At 47.0% G+C, this 16,481-nt stretch carries 12 protein-coding genes; 4 read left to right on the top strand and 8 right to left on the bottom strand.

The features are described from left to right. The first annotated feature begins 229 nt into the window (after positions 1-229). Both DFP83_RS09570 and DFP83_RS09565 read left to right on the top strand, forming a co-directional pair. Positions 230-3,319: an efflux RND transporter permease subunit gene (locus tag DFP83_RS09570; protein ID WP_110575154.1), complete on the top strand. Its 3,090-nt coding sequence runs from the start codon at positions 230-232 to the stop codon at positions 3,317-3,319. A gap of 15 nt (positions 3,320-3,334) precedes the next feature. Further along, positions 3,335-4,402, top strand: coding sequence for an efflux RND transporter periplasmic adaptor subunit (locus DFP83_RS09565; RefSeq protein WP_110575152.1), 1,068 nt, complete (start codon positions 3,335-3,337; stop codon positions 4,400-4,402). Here DFP83_RS09565 and DFP83_RS09560 read toward each other — a convergent pair. The 5 genes from DFP83_RS09560 to DFP83_RS09540 form a co-directional block, all read right to left on the bottom strand. After that, a complete protein-coding gene (locus DFP83_RS09560) occupies positions 4,399-5,829 on the bottom strand; it encodes a tetratricopeptide repeat protein (RefSeq protein ID WP_110575150.1) in 1,431 nt (476 codons plus the stop codon). The genes DFP83_RS09565 and DFP83_RS09560 overlap by 4 nt on opposite strands. A gap of 58 nt (positions 5,830-5,887) precedes the next feature. Further along, positions 5,888-6,955, bottom strand: coding sequence for a cell division protein ZapE (gene zapE / locus DFP83_RS09555; RefSeq protein ID WP_110575148.1), 1,068 nt, complete (start codon positions 6,953-6,955; stop codon positions 5,888-5,890). Positions 6,956-7,008: 53 nt separating this feature from the next. Next, on the bottom strand, positions 7,009-7,860 hold the full coding sequence (gene trxA, locus DFP83_RS09550; protein WP_110575146.1) for a thioredoxin: 852 nt from the start codon (positions 7,858-7,860) through the stop codon (positions 7,009-7,011). A gap of 72 nt (positions 7,861-7,932) precedes the next feature. Next, a complete protein-coding gene (locus DFP83_RS09545; protein WP_110575144.1) occupies positions 7,933-9,318 on the bottom strand; it encodes an aldehyde dehydrogenase family protein in 1,386 nt (461 codons plus the stop codon). Further along, positions 9,315-10,757 carry an NAD-dependent succinate-semialdehyde dehydrogenase gene (locus tag DFP83_RS09540; RefSeq protein WP_110575176.1) on the bottom strand — a complete coding sequence of 481 codons (1,443 nt, stop codon included), beginning with the start codon at positions 10,755-10,757 and terminating at the stop codon, positions 9,315-9,317. The genes DFP83_RS09545 and DFP83_RS09540 overlap by 4 nt, the downstream gene beginning before the upstream one ends. Positions 10,758-11,068: 311 nt before the next feature. Here DFP83_RS09540 and DFP83_RS09535 point away from each other — a divergent pair, with 311 nt between their 5' ends. Beyond that, positions 11,069-12,841 (top strand): DEAD/DEAH box helicase, encoded by a 1,773-nt coding sequence (locus tag DFP83_RS09535; protein WP_110575142.1) that lies wholly within the window; start codon positions 11,069-11,071, stop codon positions 12,839-12,841. Here the strand turns inward: DFP83_RS09535 and DFP83_RS09530 are convergent. The 3 genes from DFP83_RS09530 to DFP83_RS09520 are packed head-to-tail and all read right to left on the bottom strand — an operon-like array spanning position 12,838 to position 15,614. Next, positions 12,838-13,398: a lipocalin family protein gene (locus DFP83_RS09530; RefSeq protein ID WP_110575140.1), complete on the bottom strand. Its 561-nt coding sequence runs from the start codon at positions 13,396-13,398 to the stop codon at positions 12,838-12,840. The genes DFP83_RS09535 and DFP83_RS09530 overlap by 4 nt on opposite strands. 1 nt (position 13,399) lies before the next feature. Then, positions 13,400-14,956: a cryptochrome/photolyase family protein gene (locus DFP83_RS09525; protein WP_110575138.1), complete on the bottom strand. Its 1,557-nt coding sequence runs from the start codon at positions 14,954-14,956 to the stop codon at positions 13,400-13,402. Then, positions 14,949-15,614, bottom strand: coding sequence for a flavin reductase family protein (locus tag DFP83_RS09520; RefSeq protein ID WP_110575136.1), 666 nt, complete (start codon positions 15,612-15,614; stop codon positions 14,949-14,951). The genes DFP83_RS09525 and DFP83_RS09520 overlap by 8 nt, the downstream gene beginning before the upstream one ends. Positions 15,615-15,727: 113 nt before the next feature. On the opposite strand from DFP83_RS09520, the gene DFP83_RS09515 reads away from it, so the two are divergent. Further along, a complete protein-coding gene (locus DFP83_RS09515) occupies positions 15,728-16,480 on the top strand; it encodes a glycosyltransferase (RefSeq protein ID WP_110575134.1) in 753 nt (250 codons plus the stop codon). The last annotated feature ends 1 nt before the right edge of the window (position 16,481 follow it).

Here is a 16,481-nt window from a genome sequence, read left to right as displayed (position 1 = left end):
TCCTTCTTCTTTTTAATTGTTATTGTCGAGCTCATTTTTGCGAGCTAAAAATTTAAGCAATCCTAGCAAGGGGCAAGGCACTCGGCAAGCGTACGCCCATCTGTTCTGCGATTAAAGGTGTAAAGCCCGAGTTTAATAAGAAAATTTAAGAAGTTTTAAGGCGCTCTTCAGGAGTTTTAATCTCCTTTAATTCAAGCTCTCTCGTACTGATTTTGTTCGAGGTACACCTATGAGTTTTATCAAGAAGAGCCATAGCAACCCATTTGCAACGATTGTTTGTTTTTTAATTGTTGTGATCCTTGGGTTAAGCACGCTGAATAAATTGCCTGTTCAGTTGATGCCGAATATTGACCGTCCTGTTATCACCATACTCAACTCTTGGCGCTCTGCCTCTCCTAAAGATATGGAGTCGGAAATCGTTGAGCCCCAAGAGCATATGCTTAAAAGTATTGTTGGCATTGAGGAACTCAGCAGTACCGTGCGGAATGGTATTGCACTTACTAAGATTGAGTTCGCTGTCGATGCAGACATGCAACAAGCTTTTATGAATGTGATTAATGCGTTGAACCAGGTCAAAGGCATGCCGCGTGATGCGGAAGAACCAACGACCATCCTAGGTGAGCTTGAAAGTGGCACCGCGACAATGATGGTACAGAAGATTGGCGGTGATCGTTCGAAGGACTTTACCGGTGTTCAGGAACTGATTAAGCAAAAAGTTGAACCTGAACTGCGCAAAATTAATGGTGTAGCCGATGTTTCTTTGCAAAGTTACCTGACCAACCAACTTCAAGTGGTTTTTGACCCATACAAACTCGCTGCTTTAGGTATTACGATTCCTCAGTTGTTAGATAGTGTTAGCCAATCAAAGGACTTTTCCGGCGGGTTTTCTCAAGTGGGGCGACGCGAGTACTCTGTTCGCTACTTGGGTCAGTACACTCCAGAAGATATGGCGCAAATGGTGATTGCCCATAATAACGGGCGGCCAGTTTACCTTCATGAGGTGGCGCGAGTGAGTAAAGGTCACAGTGAGCAGCGCAATTTTGTTTATCGTAACGATGCGCCCGCGTTCTATATCACTTTAGACGCCGCAAAAAATGCCAACACGGTGAAAATATTTGAACAGCTGAAGACAGTGATCGCTGATTTAAATGAGAGAGAGTTAAAATCTCGCGGACTTGAGTTGGTGCTCAGCTTCGATGCCTCCACACATATCAAGCGCGCAGTGGCTTTAGTAAAAAACAATCTTGGTTTCGGTATTGCCCTTGCCATGCTAATGCTATACGGAATGATCAGGGGCGTTCGCTCAACACTATTGATTAGTGTCACGATCCCAGTCTCTCTATGTGCGGCATTACTTGGTTTAGGGCTTCTCGACCGGTCTCTTAATATTATCTCACTTGCTGGGCTTGCCTTTTCAACAGGGCTTGTTCTGGATGCTGCGATCGTCGTTCAAGAGAATATTGTTCGGCTCAGACAACAAGGCCTTGCGCTCATGGATGCATTGGTGCAGGGCACTAGGGAAGTGGCAAGAGCACTTTTTGCAGCCACGCTTACGACGGTCGCTATTTTTGCTCCAGTGGCCTTTCTCGGAGGCGTTGCCGGTCAACTGTTTTATGACCTTGCAATAACCATGACCATCGCGGTTATCGCTTCGATGATGACCGCTTTATTTCTTATCCCGGTGCTGACTGGACTGCTATTTAAGGATAAGGATGTTCACAACAACGAAAGCCAAATCTGGCAACGTTTAGCGGGCATCTATAATCGCTTATGTAGTAATTTTTCTCAGGCATGGCTCTGGGTACTGAGCATGGCTGTCGTGGCTAGTTTAACGATTATCTTTTTAGCACCCAAAACCGATTTCCTACCAGAAGCCAAGTGGGAGGGGATCATTGCTGTGCTGCAAACGCCTCCGGGTGCGAATTATGAGGTGTTGGAAAAGGAACTTGGACAGACACTGATCAAACGTTTACAGCCTTACCGAAACGGTAGCAAGACACCGTCTATAAAGGACTTTAACTTAGCTATGAGCGCTGGTGGCAGAGTCTTGTTTATCTATCCCGAAAAGGCAGAAGACTCAAAGGAACTTCTGAATTTGCTGCAAACCGAGATACTTGCCGACCTTCCTGATACGCGTGGTGTTGCCTTTAACATGTCACTGCTCAACTCAATGGAAGTCAACGGCGGGCGCAGTGTTTATATGGACTTTTCTGGGCGTCTAGATGAGACCACTCGTTTAGTGATTGAACGCACAATCGCATCATTACGTGACAAATTGCCCGGTGGCTATGTGCGACAAGTACCGGGTGCTCAGTTATTGCAAGCGCAGCTTAATATCACGCCCAATAACTATGCTGTTGCGAATGCAGGGCTGAGTAGAAATCAATTGGGGCAAATTATCCGCAGCCTTACCGATGGTCAATACGTCGGAGAACATTTTGACGGCGTTCTTCGTCGCGATGTGATTGTTAAAGCGGACAAATGGACTTCGCCCGAACAGCTGCAAGCCGTGCCTTTGTATACACCGACCAGTGGCGTGCAAACCGTTGATCAGCTGACTGAACAAGAACGCACGGTGAGTGCTACGCGGTTGCGTCGTCTCGGGGGTCAACGCGTACTGACTATTGGCGTTTCTCCTCCAGAAGGAATGTCGTTAGAAGAGGTCGTTGAAATTATGCACCAAGCAAAAACCGAAGCAGAGCAACAACTCGGTTCAGACACGTTTATTAATTTGAGTGGCGGTGCGGATGATTTAAATGAAACGATTAACGCGATGATGGTGAACTTTCTATTTGCAGTGTTGATCTTGTTCCTCATTATGGCGGCTATTTTCCGGTCAATTGGCGATAGTTTATTAGTTTTATTGACCACACCTGTTGCTGTTGCTGGGGGCGTCTTAGGTTTGTGGGTTCTTAACCTACTACAGTTTCAGCCGCTCGATCTGCTCACCATGATTGGCTTTGTTATCTTGCTTGGTTTAGTCGTAAATAACGCCATTCTTCTGATTGAACGGACACGGGCAGGGCAACAGCATGGCTTAACGATTACAGCCGCGATTAAGCAAGCGCTTCAAGAACGTGTACGTCCGATTTATATGAGTTCCCTAACATCTGTGGTTGGCATGCTACCGCTTGCGTTTACTCCGGGTGCTGGCAGTGAACTGTATCGTGGCCTTGCTACGGTCATTATGAGCGGCATGTTGTTTAGCACACTGTTTATGATGGTGTGTATGTCGAGCTTGCTCATGGTGAGTGAGCAACTTAAAGCCAAGTTTAGCCGTTTAAAATCGCTCGCCCCTGTTTCTAATGATTTCAATTAATCGGAGTGCCTAATTATGTATCAGCAAACATCAAAAATTATTTTCTTACTTGGTTTATTGGTGTCACTTTCGCCTTGGGCGAATGAGAAACCTGTGGTTTCAGTAGCTAAGGTGAAAGCAGAGCAGGTCAGTGCAGAGATCAAAGTAACAGGACAGGTTCAATCACGATTTAACTCCGAACTATCCTCAGGCGTATCGGGAATGCTTGAGTGGGTTGCAGAAGTTGGCGATGAAGTTAAACAAGGTGATGTGTTAGCACAGCTTGATAAACGGCAACTGGAACTCGCTCATAAACGCCTAGGCGTACAAATTCGACGGAAGCAAGTTGAAGTGAGGCAGGCGACTCAAAGTTACCAACGCTTAGTTTCATTAAAGCGTTCACAATCGGTATCACAACAGGCTATTGATAATGCCCTAGCAGACATGGAACTTGCGCAGGCTGATCTCGAGTTATTAATGTTAGAGCAACAACAAGCGTTGGATAACCTCAATAAAGCGACGATTGTTGCACCTTTTGATGGCGTTGTTGTTGAGCGCTTTATTCGAGAGGGGCAAGGAGTCACATCGACAACACCTATTTTGCGGCTGGTGAACCTTGAAGCGCTTGAAGTGCGCGTACACGGTCCGTTAAAAATGGGGCGCTATTTAAAGCACAAAGGCTATGCTGATGTTTATTCAACCAAGCAAGTCACTCGTCTTGAATTGCGTGCCATTGTTGCGGTAAGTGACGACCGTTCGCAAACTTTCTCTGCATACTTACCGATTCCTGAGCCATTGGTCGAGCGATTTAATATTGGTCAGGTGGTCAGTGTGAGTGTGCCAAGCTCACAAGTAAAAAATCACTTCACCGTTCCTCGTGATGCTCTATTGCTTGACGACGGGCGCTATTCAGTCTTTGTGTTAGATGATGAGCAGGTAGCGCATCGTGTTGATGTTGAACTCTTGCAGGGGAGCGGTGACCGCATTGCAATCAAAGGCAATGTGCGGCCAAACCAACGCGTTATTGTGCGTGGCGCAGAGACCATGCGAGAGGGTGAGACGGTACGCATCCTGTCAGCAAATGAGTTTCCGTTGGCCACTTAGCGCTGTGTTGTTTTAGCAATCTGCTGCTTAATTTCATGGAACCCTGGATACCCTGACAGCCTTTGATACAACGGATCAACAGGAATAAAAGTAGCAGCAGGTTGCTTTTCGTTTACCGCCCGACCGAGCCACTCAATCGCTTTATCATAGTTTCCAGCAATGATGGCGTAACGAGCCCAAGCCAGCGGCGGCGCATGCTGACCTAAGTTAAGTTGTATCTTTTCTTCAAACAAACGGGCATAGACACTTTGCAAACCTGAGCTAAGGTAGAGCGTTTTGTAGTGATTTACCTGCTCATCGGGCATGCCTTCCGACTTCATCAACTGAATGAGTGTTGAAAAAGCTTCCTCATCGTTGTTTGTCATGATAGCGATTCGGTTGAGCATACGGGGCGAAAGAACGGATTCTGCTTCGGAATTGGCGATTCTTTGAATTTCGGCCTTAGCGCGCTGATACCGGCCTTGCATTAAGTAAACATATGACAAATTGAGGTATTTGTAGTAGTCGGGATTAGTTTGCCGTAGTTCATCAAAGAGCGCCTCAGCCTCTGCAAACTTACCTTGAGAGATGAGTAACTCTGAATAACCTAAATAGACAAGCGGGTTGTCGGGACTGTATTTCAAAGCGTTCAAATAATAGGATTCAGCGGTTTCGAATGCCCAATTAGCACTTTGTTCAATGAAGGCTTTCAATACCCACGCCTCACCATTGCTATTATCACGCGAGAGCACGAAGTCGGTTAGACTGAGTATTTCCTCTTTATAAATACCGATATCGCGAAAACCGTTAAGCTGGCTAATGTTAATTTTTGCGAGTGCGATCGTGTTATAAGCGGGCAAATAGTTGGGATACTGGTCGATTAGCTCCCGTGCTTTGGAAACTGCTAACTGATACTGAGCTAAGTCGTTTGACTCTGTGTGAGCGCGTATGTCTTGGTGACGCTGATCAAGTTTCTCGAGCGTTGTTGGCGAAAGCTGTGCCGTTTGAGCGCTTTCGTGCTGCATTATAAAAAAGCTGGCGCATGTAACCAGCACTACCAGAGTGATAGCAGCGTAAACAGGATAACGTTTGCGTTCACTCTGGTGATTTTCCAGCGTTGAACTGAATTCAGTAGTGTCGGTTACTTCGGGGAGCCATTGATAACCTTTTCCCGACAGGGTTTTTATAAACTTTGGATTGAGACGGTCATCTTGCAGCACCTTGCGTAGTTTGCTAATGGCGACAGATAAGCTGTCTTCGTTGACAATCCGTTCCGCCCAAATTTGGCTCATTAAGTACTGTTTATCAAGAGGTTGCTGAGGGTGTCGGCAAAATACTGTTAATAGGTCACTGACGCGTTGCTCTAGAATAGTCTCTGTCGTGAGATGCACTAGTTTATTTTCGAGCGGGAAAAACGCGTAATCAGAAAAATAAAATACGTTGTCCATAACGATGCTTAATTGTTTTTTAAGCAAACTTACTATTTACCAGGTTTCAGAGCAACTCTTACCAAGACTGCATTTCTATAATCCGTGAAACACACCGTTGAAATGGAAACTTAAGTAGCTCTGCTTGGTACAGGCGATCAGGCTCATCGGCGGCGTTTAGCACCAGTAAACAACCGCGGTCGTAGCATTCATCGACCAACGCAATAAAACGACGCGCTTCGTTATCTAAGTGGCTCTCGTGCTGATGTGTGGCGGCGCGTTGATAACCTTCCTCAATACCTTGCTGGGCAGCATGTTTGGGCTTAAAGGTAAAACGCGGAACATGATTAATCGCAATTTGCTTATAGCGGGATGCCAGCTCCATGTAGTCGCGTTGACTTCGAGGACCGGAGCAAAGCTGATTAAAGTCAAATAAGATGGCGCTGTTAGAGCCGCATTGGCACGGCAACTCGCGGTTCATAATGGTAACGGAGTCACGCGGTGTTAAATCACCGAACTGATTGGTGACATGCTGTTTGAAGCGATGCTCTGGCAAGTCGATAAAGTAGTAGGGTGCCTCGCCTTGTTTCAGTCGTCGGTAATCAATGCCCGAATCAAGGTCAACGATATCGCATTGTTGCTCGAGTAATCGAATAAAAGGCTCAAAACGATGACGCGCCAGTCCACCGCGATACAGTTCAGACGGCGGCGTATTTGAGGTGGTTACGAGGGTCACGCCATGGCTAAATAACGCTTGCCAGAGGTTAGCTAATAGCATGGCATCACCAATATCTTCGACGATAAATTCATCAAGGCATATCACGCGATAATCCTGCGCCCATGCTTCTGCGATACTCAATAAGGGGTCGGATTCACCTTGGCGCTGGTTGAGCTGGTCGTGGATATGCTTCATGAAGTGGTGATAATGCAACCTGACTTTTTCTGAAATGTTCAACTGACCGTAAAACAAATCCATCAACATCGACTTTCCGCGCCCCACCGGGCCGTAAATATACACAGAGGTTGGTTCAATTGACTGAACAAGTTGCTGGCGAAGGTGTTCAAGCCGTGCGCACACTGATGCTTGCAGCGTATCTGCTTGTAATTTTCCCGAGTGGATTAGGCTTTGATATTGAGTTTTTATCATAAAAAAGCGGCCGGTTGAGGGAACCGGCCGAACTCGTTGCTAGTGAACAGCCATTAATACATCATGCTGTATAACGTTCTACGCGCCTTGGATGCGAGCGGATCACCATCAGGTAGCTGATTGATGACGTCCAAAACGTACTTTCTGGCTTCTGTGCTTGCAGGGTCTTTGCGCATGACATCAAATAACAATGCAATGGCTTCTTCGTCTCGGTGTGACTGGTGCAATTGCAACGCCAATTTGATTTTTAGTTCAGTGTTGTCAGGCGCTTCCTCGACTTGCGCTTGTAGCGCTTGTATTTCTGGCGAGTCGGCACTGTCTTCGGCAAGCTCGATTTTGCTCATAATGCGTTGATAGTCGCTATCCTGCTCAACCATCGGGATACTCGCAGCAAGCTCTTTTGCTTGCGCTAAACGACCATGATCGACGGCGGCTTCGGCGAGAAGTTTAACCGTAACCATATTGCGACTATCAATGTCATAGGCTTGTTTAGCCTGCGTGTAGGCTTCTGCCGCGTTACCTTCAGCAAGTGCTTGCTGGGCTCTCTGGATGAAGGTGTCTGCTGGACCTGGTAGGTGGGGTTCAAGCAGGGTCATAATTTCGGATTCAGATTTAACACCGGCGAAGCTATCAACGGGCTGCCCGTCTTTAAAGAAGGCTACCGTTGGTAAACTACGCACGCCAAACTGCATGGCGAGCTCTTGTTGCTCGTCACAATTAATCTTTGCCAAGGTAATATCATCGGGGTATTGGCTCGCAATACGCTCGAGCACAGGCATCAATTGTTTGCATGGTTCGCACCAATCCGCCCAAAAATCAATGATGACTAAACGCTCTTTTGAACCTTCTAGTAAAACCTGCTGAAAATTCTGCAAGGTAATATCGACAATATTGCTTTGTGCCATGAGTCAGCCTTTATTTAAATGTATCAATACCATGCAACATCGGGGCTATGGATAAGAAATTCAATGGCGAAATTACTTAAGCCATGCCAGCACCTTGTCCTTAAGTTGGGTGTAGGGTGGGTATCGCAGTGCAACATCAAACTTAAATGAACGGGTCATAACCGACTTGTGGTGACTTAGCGTATCGAATCCGAATTTGCCGTGATAACGACCCATTCCACTTTGACCTACACCGCCGAACGGAAGCTCTTCATTGAGCATAAACATCAAGGTATCGTTAGCGCAGTAGCTACCAGCACTAACATGCGTTTTAATCTGTGCCAGCGTCCGGTTACTTTTACTGAAGGCGTAGCAAGCTAGAGGTTTAGGTTTCGCGTTAACGTAGTCGATGGCGGTTTGGATAGACGACACTGACTTGATGGGCAGAAGCGGGCCGAAAATCTCTTCATGATGAAGTGGGTGTTGGTCATCTAATCCATCAAGATTAATCAGCGTGGGTGCGATGTATTTTTCCTTACGCTTATAATCGCCACCTGTGAGCACTTCAGTGCCTTCCATTAATTTGATTAAGCGCTGCCAGTGATTGACACTGATAATCCGACCATAATCATCACTTTGTTGTGGATCGGCGCCATAGAAAGTTTCGATTTGACGCTTTATTTGCTCAATCAACGCGTCGCGCACCGTATCCTGAACTAGAACATAGTCAGGTGCGATGCACGTCTGACCCGCATTAAGGTACTTACCCCAAACGATCCGCCGTGCGGTCACTTCAAGATCGCAGTCCTCACTCACAATCGCCGGACTTTTTCCGCCGAGTTCGAGAGTTGTCGGTGTTAAATGAGTGGCGGCATTGCGAAGCACAGCCCGAGCGCCATTACTGCCACCCGTGTAAAAAATGTGGTCAAACGGGAGCTGGGTTAACTGATCAGCGATTGCTACATCGCCAGTGACGACTTTGATGGCATGACTATCAATATAATCACTCAGCTTGTTAGCGATCACTTCGGCTGTTTTAGGCGCGTGCTCTGAAGGTTTTAGCACCACACAATTACCGGCGGCAATGGCTGCGATAGCGGGTGCAATAAGTAATTGCAGTGGATAGTTCCAAGCCCCTAAAACGAGCACCGTCCCCAATGGCTCTGGATACAGTTGGCTGGAGCCTGGCCATGCGAGTAAGGGGGTTCGTACACGGGTCGGTTTAATCCATTTGGCGAGATGCTTTAAGGTATAGTCGATGTGACTCAGCAAATAGTTAAGTTCCGTGAGTCGACTTTCGCTGGGATGTTTACCTAAATCATCGGCTAGCGCCTGCTCTATGGCGTGTTGTTCATGGGTTAAAAAACGCTTTATACCTTCGAGCTGCTGTTTACGCCAAAAAACCGGGCGTGATAGCCCGGTTTTATAGGTGTTACTGAGTGATGTGAATAACTCAGTTACGGATGGGGTGGTGCTCATTCAAGTCCGCCTAACGTAATGGTCTTAATCTCTAGATATTCATCTATACCGTATTTTGACCCTTCGCGTCCAATGCCCGACTCTTTGATACCACCAAACGGGTTATAGGCATGAGAAATACCGCCGGTATTAACGCCGACCATGCCATATTCCAACCCTTCACTGACGCGGAATATGCGCGCTGTGTCTTTCGCCGCAAAATATGAAGCCAATCCAAAAGGCGTATCATTTGCCTGTTGTACGGCTTCTTCCTCGGTTTCAAAGGTAGAAATCGCAATCACTGGACCAAAAATTTCTTCTTGCGTGATATCCATCTCTTGGGTGACGCCTGATACGACTGTGGGCGCGTAGAACAAGTCACCGAGTTCGGTCATCACCGAACCACCGGCTTCGATCGTTGCACCGTCAGATTTAGCACTGATAACAAGGCGCTGAACTTTATCGACGGCGTCTTGATCAATAAGTGGACCGAGGTCAACATTTTCTTTGTCTCCAGGTCCTACATTCAGTGCTTTAACTTTGGCGACGATTTTCTTAACGAATTCATCTTTAACGCTGTCTTGTACAAGCACGCGGTTAGCTGAAATACAGGTTTGGCCGCCGTTGCGGAATTTACAGGCCATGAGTTGCTCGGCCGCTTCATCTAAATCGGCATCATCAAACACGATGAATGGCGCATTGCCGCCAAGTTCTAAAGAGATCTTCTTAATGTTCTCGGCACATTGTTTCATCAAAATTTTGCCGACACCTGTTGAACCGGTGAATGACAGCTTTCTGACTTGCTTAGATGTGGCAAGAATCTCGCCGACCGTTTTTGAGTCGGTCGTTGGTAAAATATTAATCACTCCGTCAGGGATACCCACTTCGCTAGCGAGCTGAGCCAATGCCAAGCTTGATAACGGTGTCAGTTGGGGCGGCTTAACAACAATGGTGCAGCCAGCTGCTAATGCGGGTGCGACCTTGCGTGTGATCATTGCATTTGGAAAGTTCCAAGGAGTGATTGCGGCGCATACACCAACCGGCTGCTTAATCACCATTACACGCTTACTGTTGTCAGTGATCGGTAAGATGTCTCCATTGATACGTTCCGCTTCACCCGCAAACCAATCAACAAAGCTGGCGCCGTACTCTACTTCGCCCACCGCTTCGGCGACAGGCTTGCCTTGCTCGGCGCTCATCAGTTCACCTAACGCCTGTTTGTTGTCGATAATCGCCTGATGCCATTTACGCAATAACGCAGCACGCTCTTGAGTTGATGTGGTGCGCCATTTGGCTAAAGCTGTTTCAGCCGCGTTGATAGCCCGCTGGGTAAGGTCTCCATCAGCGTCGGCCACTTCAGTGATTACCTCGCCATTGGCAGGGTTGGTGACGGCAAATCGTTTTTCCGTCGGTACCCAGTGTCCCTCAATAAAACAATCCTGCTTCGTGAGTGACGACATTGAGTGAGATGACATAACGCCTCCTGTTATTCGGGTTAGTATATCAATGTAGGCAAAAAGCAGCAGAATGGTTCAGTTTTTTAGAAAAATAAATGTTTATCTATGCGTAAATGCATAAAACGTATACAAATGAGTTGTAATTTTCTTATAACTCGGTACAATTCGCGCCTCGCAGTTATCCGTGATAAATAATCTGCGACCGAGTAAGGGTAAGCCTAATTTCTAGAGATGCTCAAAAGCATAATGGTGGCCGGGCGAAACCCTCGAACACACATCGTGGTTTGATACCACCTTATGATTTTGAGAATTTTATGAAAAATGATACTACAGCTGTGTCTTTCCAAGACATGGCATTGCCTTCTGTTGTCTTAAATCAACTTGAAGCTTTAGGTTTCACACAACCTACCCCTATCCAGCAACAAGCCATTCCTAGCTTATTAGAAGGCAACGATGTGCTGGGTGAAGCGCAAACAGGTACAGGTAAAACCGCCGCGTTTTCTTTGCCTGCGTTAGCGTCTATCGATGTAAACCAACGCCAAACTCAAATGCTTGTTGTTACACCTACCCGAGAGCTCGCGATTCAGGTCGCTGATGCCATCGAAAGCTTTTCTAAGCTGATGAAAGGGATGGAAGTTGCAACGGTATACGGTGGCAGCGCATTTGGTCCGCAAATCCAAGCCCTCAAGCGTGGTGCTTCTGTGGTTGTTGGTACGCCTGGACGTTTAATCGACTTGCTCAACAAGAAAGTGTTAAAGCTCGATGGCTTGCGCTTTGCTGTGTTGGATGAAGCCGATGAAATGTTAAACATGGGCTTCATTGAAGACATCGAAACGATTTTACAGTCGGTGCCAGATACTGCACAACGTGCGTTATTCTCGGCGACGATGCCTACGGCGATTCGTAAGTTGGCAAAGACTTACTTAACTGAGCCTGTCAATATCCGCATTGCTCCGGTAGAACAAGCCAAAGCAAACATTCGTCAGCGCGCATGGAAAGTCATGGGTATGACGAAAATGACCGCATTGACTCGTCTTTTAGAAGTGACGGAATACCAGCGTGCGTTGGTGTTCGTGCGTACACGCCAAGACACGATGGACGTCGCTGAATTATTGCAACGCCAGGGTTTCCGTGCAGCACCATTGAGTGGTGATTTGAACCAGGCACAACGCGAGCAGACAGTGACGCAATTGCGCAGCGGCCATATTAAAGTTTTGGTCGCAACTGACGTTGTTGCACGTGGTCTTGACGTACCTGAAATCACTCACGTAATTAACTATGACTTGCCAAGTGATACTGAGTCTTACGTTCACCGTATCGGTCGTACCGGTCGTGCTGGCCGTAGTGGTGAGGCGATCTTGTTCTATCGTGGAAAAGAACGTCACTTGTTGCGTCATTACGAGAAACTGACTAACGGCTCAATCGAATACTTTGACGTACCGTCAGCTGATGAATTGAGTCGCTTCCGTCAAGAGCAGTTGCAGCAGAGCCTGTTGAAGCAGCTCGAGGCGGACGTTGATACAAATATCCAGCAGCTTCTTGCTCGCTGGTTGGAAGATGGCTCGATGACTGCGGAGCAAGTTGCTTTGAGCTTGCTTGCGCAACGTAACGAGCAACAGCCGTTATTCTTAAAAGAAGAGCGACGTCCGCGTCCGGAACGTACTGAACGTGCAGAACGTGGTGAGCGTGATAATGCACGCCCACAGCGTGGCGAGAAGCGTGTACGTGCAAACACTAAACGTGTGCCAGATAGTGAATTTGATACCTACAAGATCCAAGTGGGTCGCGATCACGGTGCACGCCCTGGTGATATCGTTGGCGCAATTGCTAACGAAGCAGATATCGATAGCCAATTTATCGGTCAGATTCAGTTATTTGCTCAACATTCACTGGTTCAATTGCCAAAAGGTATGCCAGCAGAACTGAAGAAAGCGTTGCAGCGTACTCGAGTACGTCAACAACCGATGGCACTTGAGTTATCGGATAGTCCACTTAAGAAAATGCCGCCTCGCGCGAGCAAAGGCAACAGCGACAACCGTCGCCGCGCCCCGCGTAAAGGCCAACCGGCTGCGCGTCGATTTAATTAATCGGCGTTAGCCACTCCGATATCGGCCAGTGATTGCGTGACAATCATCTGGTCGATGTCATATCCCCATTCATTTGCTTTAGCTAGGGCAAAGTCAATATCACTCTGATCGACCTTGGGTGAGCGTGATAGCAACCAAAAATAATCATGCGAATCACTCGTGACAATTGCCATGCTGTAATCGGGCGATAACCAACTCACGTAGTAACCACCATAGAAAGGCCAAAAAAACGTGACTTTATAAGCTGCCGTCATACCTTGCACAGGCTCTGCTTTGCCAATCGCTGTTTGCCATTCTTTATCGACCACGTTGTAGCCGCGATTAGTGACCTCAATGGTGCCATCTGCATTTAAGCGATACTCAGCCGTTACCCCTTGTAAGTTCTCTTCGAAGCTGTGGGGCATGCGAACAATCTCATACCATTTGCCTAAATACTTTTGTGCAGAGAAGTTCTTTACGGGAGGCGCAACCGGTGTTGGATCAGACTTGCAACCCGATACGCCAGCGACCACGGACAATGTGACCAGACCGAAAATGACTTTACTGAGATAATTCATGTTATAACTCATCCATGTTGTTGAGGTAATGTTCCGCTTGGTCCAATAAAGCGCGTTGTTCTTCTTGAGGCTTCTTGTTCCAAAGCGAATACATCATTGCCATACGTTGATTATTGCTAAAATGGGACTCGTGTCGAGACAAGAATTGCCAGTATAGCGAGTTAAATGGGCAGGCGTTCGTGCCCGTCTTTTTATCGGGACTGTAGCGGCACTGTGCGCAGTGATTACTCATCTTCTTGATATAGTTAGCACTCGATATGTACGGTTTGGTGGCGAGCACACCGTTATCGGCGAACTGGCTCATGCCTCGCGTGTTGGGGAGTTCAACCCATTCAAGTGCGTCAATGTAAATACCCAAATACCAAGCGTCAACTTGATCGGGATCGCAACCTGCAAGCAGTGCAAAGTTCCCGGTGAGCATGAGTCGCTGGATATGGTGCGCGTATGCGTACTTTAATGATTGCTTGATGGCTTGCGAGAGACAGCGCATCTGGGTCTCGCCGTTCCAAAAGAACTGAGGTAGATCGCGTTGATGGTTAAGGGCATTCAGGTTTTTATAAGCCGGCATGTGATGCCAATAAATCGCACGTATGAATTCACGCCAACCAATAATTTGTCTCACAAACCCTTCGACTTGATTAATCGTAATGCTGTCTTGGTTTTCACGCCAGTGAGCAATGACCGCGTTAACCACTTCCATGGGGTGAAGCATCTTACTGTTCATCGCAAAGGATAGTCGTGAGTGATACAAGCTCCACGCGTGATCATGTACTTCTGTATCGGTCATGGCATCTTGGTAAGTACCAAAATGCGCCAATTGGTGTTGGCAAAAGAACGCTAAAATATCACGTGCTTGTTGGCGTGTTGTCGGCCAAATGAATTGCTTCGGATCGATTTCACCGAACGACTGTACATCTTGGTCTTGAAGCATTTGATGAATTTCAGTGACGTCGTTTTCGGGACAATAAGGGGCCACCACGGTTTCATTTTTGGGTAGTTTATTGCGGTTTTGATGGTCGTAGTTCCATTGACCCCCTTCGGGTTTGTCGCCTTCCATCATTATATTAAACTGCTTTCGTACGCGACGATAAAAACTTTCCATGAGGAAGTTATCTTTGCCTGGGAACCACTCGGATAAAATGGCTCTAGGCGTCAGAAAGTGCTCACTATCAACCCAATTAATATCGAGGTCGAGTTTACCTGCCCAGCTACGCAATTGATGGTCGACGCGATACTCATCCGGCAACATACAGCTCAGGTTGGCTTTGGTGTGTTGTTGGAGGAGGTTTTCTAAATTATTCGTCAGTGATTGCGTGTTATCCGCGTCATCTAACCTGATGTAATGAACGCGATGACCCGCGTGCTCGAGCGCTTGAGCAAAGTTGCGCATGGCAAGAAAAAACGCAGTGATTTTTTGTATATGGTGTTTGACGTAATCCGTTTCCTGACGCATCTCCATCATCACATATAACACGTGGTCCTGCTTCTCTCGCCACCAACTATGTTTAGCATTCAGCTGATCGCCAAGTACTAAACGAATTTCGGTTATTTTAGTCATTGCTTGCTGAGATACCCTTTAACGGAATTTCTTTGACCGATTTATCCGGTTTAGCATAGCTCAGACGAAACAGTCTCGAAGTGCTGTGATAGCAATCGAGTCCCGACACAGCGACAGTTTCTAACTGGGTCAAGTCAATATAACCGTCTTCCTGTATTGCTTCTTCTCGAGTTTGGATCCATTGAATTTCACCGATAACGAAATCGGTTCCGTTGTGCGTAATATTGGTGATCTCGACCAATTTAACACCCATCGTCAATGGACTTTCTTTAACGAGAGGCGCATGAAAACCATTACAACGTTCCGGTGTTAAACCAGTCGCCTCAAACTCGGACGTCGTACGGTCATAACGCGCCGCCGTTTGATGAGCGGCTTTGACTATCGACTGCGATACATGGTTTATCGTGTAAACACCTGTTTCCTCGATGTTTTCAAGTGTATGTCGCTCGACTGAGTTGGGACGCATAATAAAACCAATCAGTGGTGGATTAGCGCCCAAATGAACCACTGAGCTAACAATGGCTAAATTGTCTTCATTTTTACGGCTGCTTGTGCCAATTAAATTCGCGCTTTTATAACCCGATAGTGAGTTAATGAAGTTAACGCGGTGGCGGTTATCCATATTTGCTAAATCGGCTTGAGCGATGTGTTTGGTCATATAGTGAATACTCCTCTTTGCCTTCAGTTACGTGCTAATCTTGGGATAGGATCTAATACCGAACTGCTTTAATTTGTGGCATTATGGGCAGATTAGATGATTAGGGAGCCGTTATGAGCGACGCACAACAAAAAGTGAATGTAATCTGCATAAAATGGGGTGACAAATACGGTAGCGATTATGTGAATACGCTATATTCCATGGTCAGCCGTAATTTAAGTCTGCCACACCGATTTGTATGCTTTACTGACGAAGCTGAGGGGATTCGCAGTGAGGTCGAAGTGAAGCCAATTCCGAAGATTGGGTTTGAGGACTTTGACGAGAAAAAGCCGTGGGCAAAAGCGCACGGATGGTTAAAACTCACGTGCTTTGCAAATCCTTTGTCGGATCTGACGGGACCGACTTTGTTCCTTGATTTGGATATTGTTATTGTTGGCTCGCTCGATGATTTCTTTACTCCTGAAGGCGACTTCATGGTGATCAAAGAGTGGGATAAATCAGACGCGACCGGTAATACCTCGGTGTTCCGCTTTGAAGCAGGCGCGCATGAGGATGCGCTTGATTACTTAAAGGCGGATCCCGAAAAGGCCACTGATCCTGTGCGCAATGAGCAAGAGTATATTACTCAGTTTGTCGATCGCCAAAACCGCCTTAAATATTGGCCGGAGCAATGGTGCCGAAGCTTTAAGCGCCACTGTATTCGTCCGTTTCCATTGAGCTTTTTCCAACAGCCTCGGATCCCTAATGACGCGCGTGTGATCATTTTCCATGGCAAGCCACACCCAGATGATGCGTTGGCTGGTCGTAGCGGTAAATGGTACCGTAAAGTGCTGCCGACCCGTTGGATAGCCGAATACTGGCAATAAC

It is taken from the genome of Idiomarina fontislapidosi (assembly GCF_003226255.1).
GTDB lineage: Bacteria > Pseudomonadota > Gammaproteobacteria > Enterobacterales > Alteromonadaceae > Idiomarina > Idiomarina fontislapidosi.
Note: the sequence above shows the minus strand (reverse complement) of the source record. Positions and strands in the feature narration are given on the sequence as shown.

Excerpts from the sequence above, each read along its gene's own strand:
- DFP83_RS09570 (WP_110575154.1), top strand. The coding sequence starts at position 230 with ATGAGTTTTATCAAGAAGAGCCATAGCAACCCATTTGCAACGATTGTT.
- DFP83_RS09565 (WP_110575152.1), top strand. The coding sequence starts at position 3,335 with ATGTATCAGCAAACATCAAAAATTATTTTCTTACTTGGTTTATTGGTG.
- DFP83_RS09560 (WP_110575150.1), bottom strand. The coding sequence starts at position 5,829 with ATGGACAACGTATTTTATTTTTCTGATTACGCGTTTTTCCCGCTCGAA.
- zapE (WP_110575148.1), bottom strand. The coding sequence starts at position 6,955 with ATGATAAAAACTCAATATCAAAGCCTAATCCACTCGGGAAAATTACAA.
- trxA (WP_110575146.1), bottom strand. The coding sequence starts at position 7,860 with ATGGCACAAAGCAATATTGTCGATATTACCTTGCAGAATTTTCAGCAG.
- DFP83_RS09545 (WP_110575144.1), bottom strand. The coding sequence starts at position 9,318 with ATGAGCACCACCCCATCCGTAACTGAGTTATTCACATCACTCAGTAAC.
- DFP83_RS09540 (WP_110575176.1), bottom strand. The coding sequence starts at position 10,757 with ATGTCGTCACTCACGAAGCAGGATTGTTTTATTGAGGGACACTGGGTA.
- DFP83_RS09535 (WP_110575142.1), top strand. The coding sequence starts at position 11,069 with ATGAAAAATGATACTACAGCTGTGTCTTTCCAAGACATGGCATTGCCT.
- DFP83_RS09530 (WP_110575140.1), bottom strand. The coding sequence starts at position 13,398 with ATGAATTATCTCAGTAAAGTCATTTTCGGTCTGGTCACATTGTCCGTG.
- DFP83_RS09525 (WP_110575138.1), bottom strand. The coding sequence starts at position 14,956 with ATGACTAAAATAACCGAAATTCGTTTAGTACTTGGCGATCAGCTGAAT.
- DFP83_RS09520 (WP_110575136.1), bottom strand. The coding sequence starts at position 15,614 with ATGACCAAACACATCGCTCAAGCCGATTTAGCAAATATGGATAACCGC.
- DFP83_RS09515 (WP_110575134.1), top strand. The coding sequence starts at position 15,728 with ATGAGCGACGCACAACAAAAAGTGAATGTAATCTGCATAAAATGGGGT.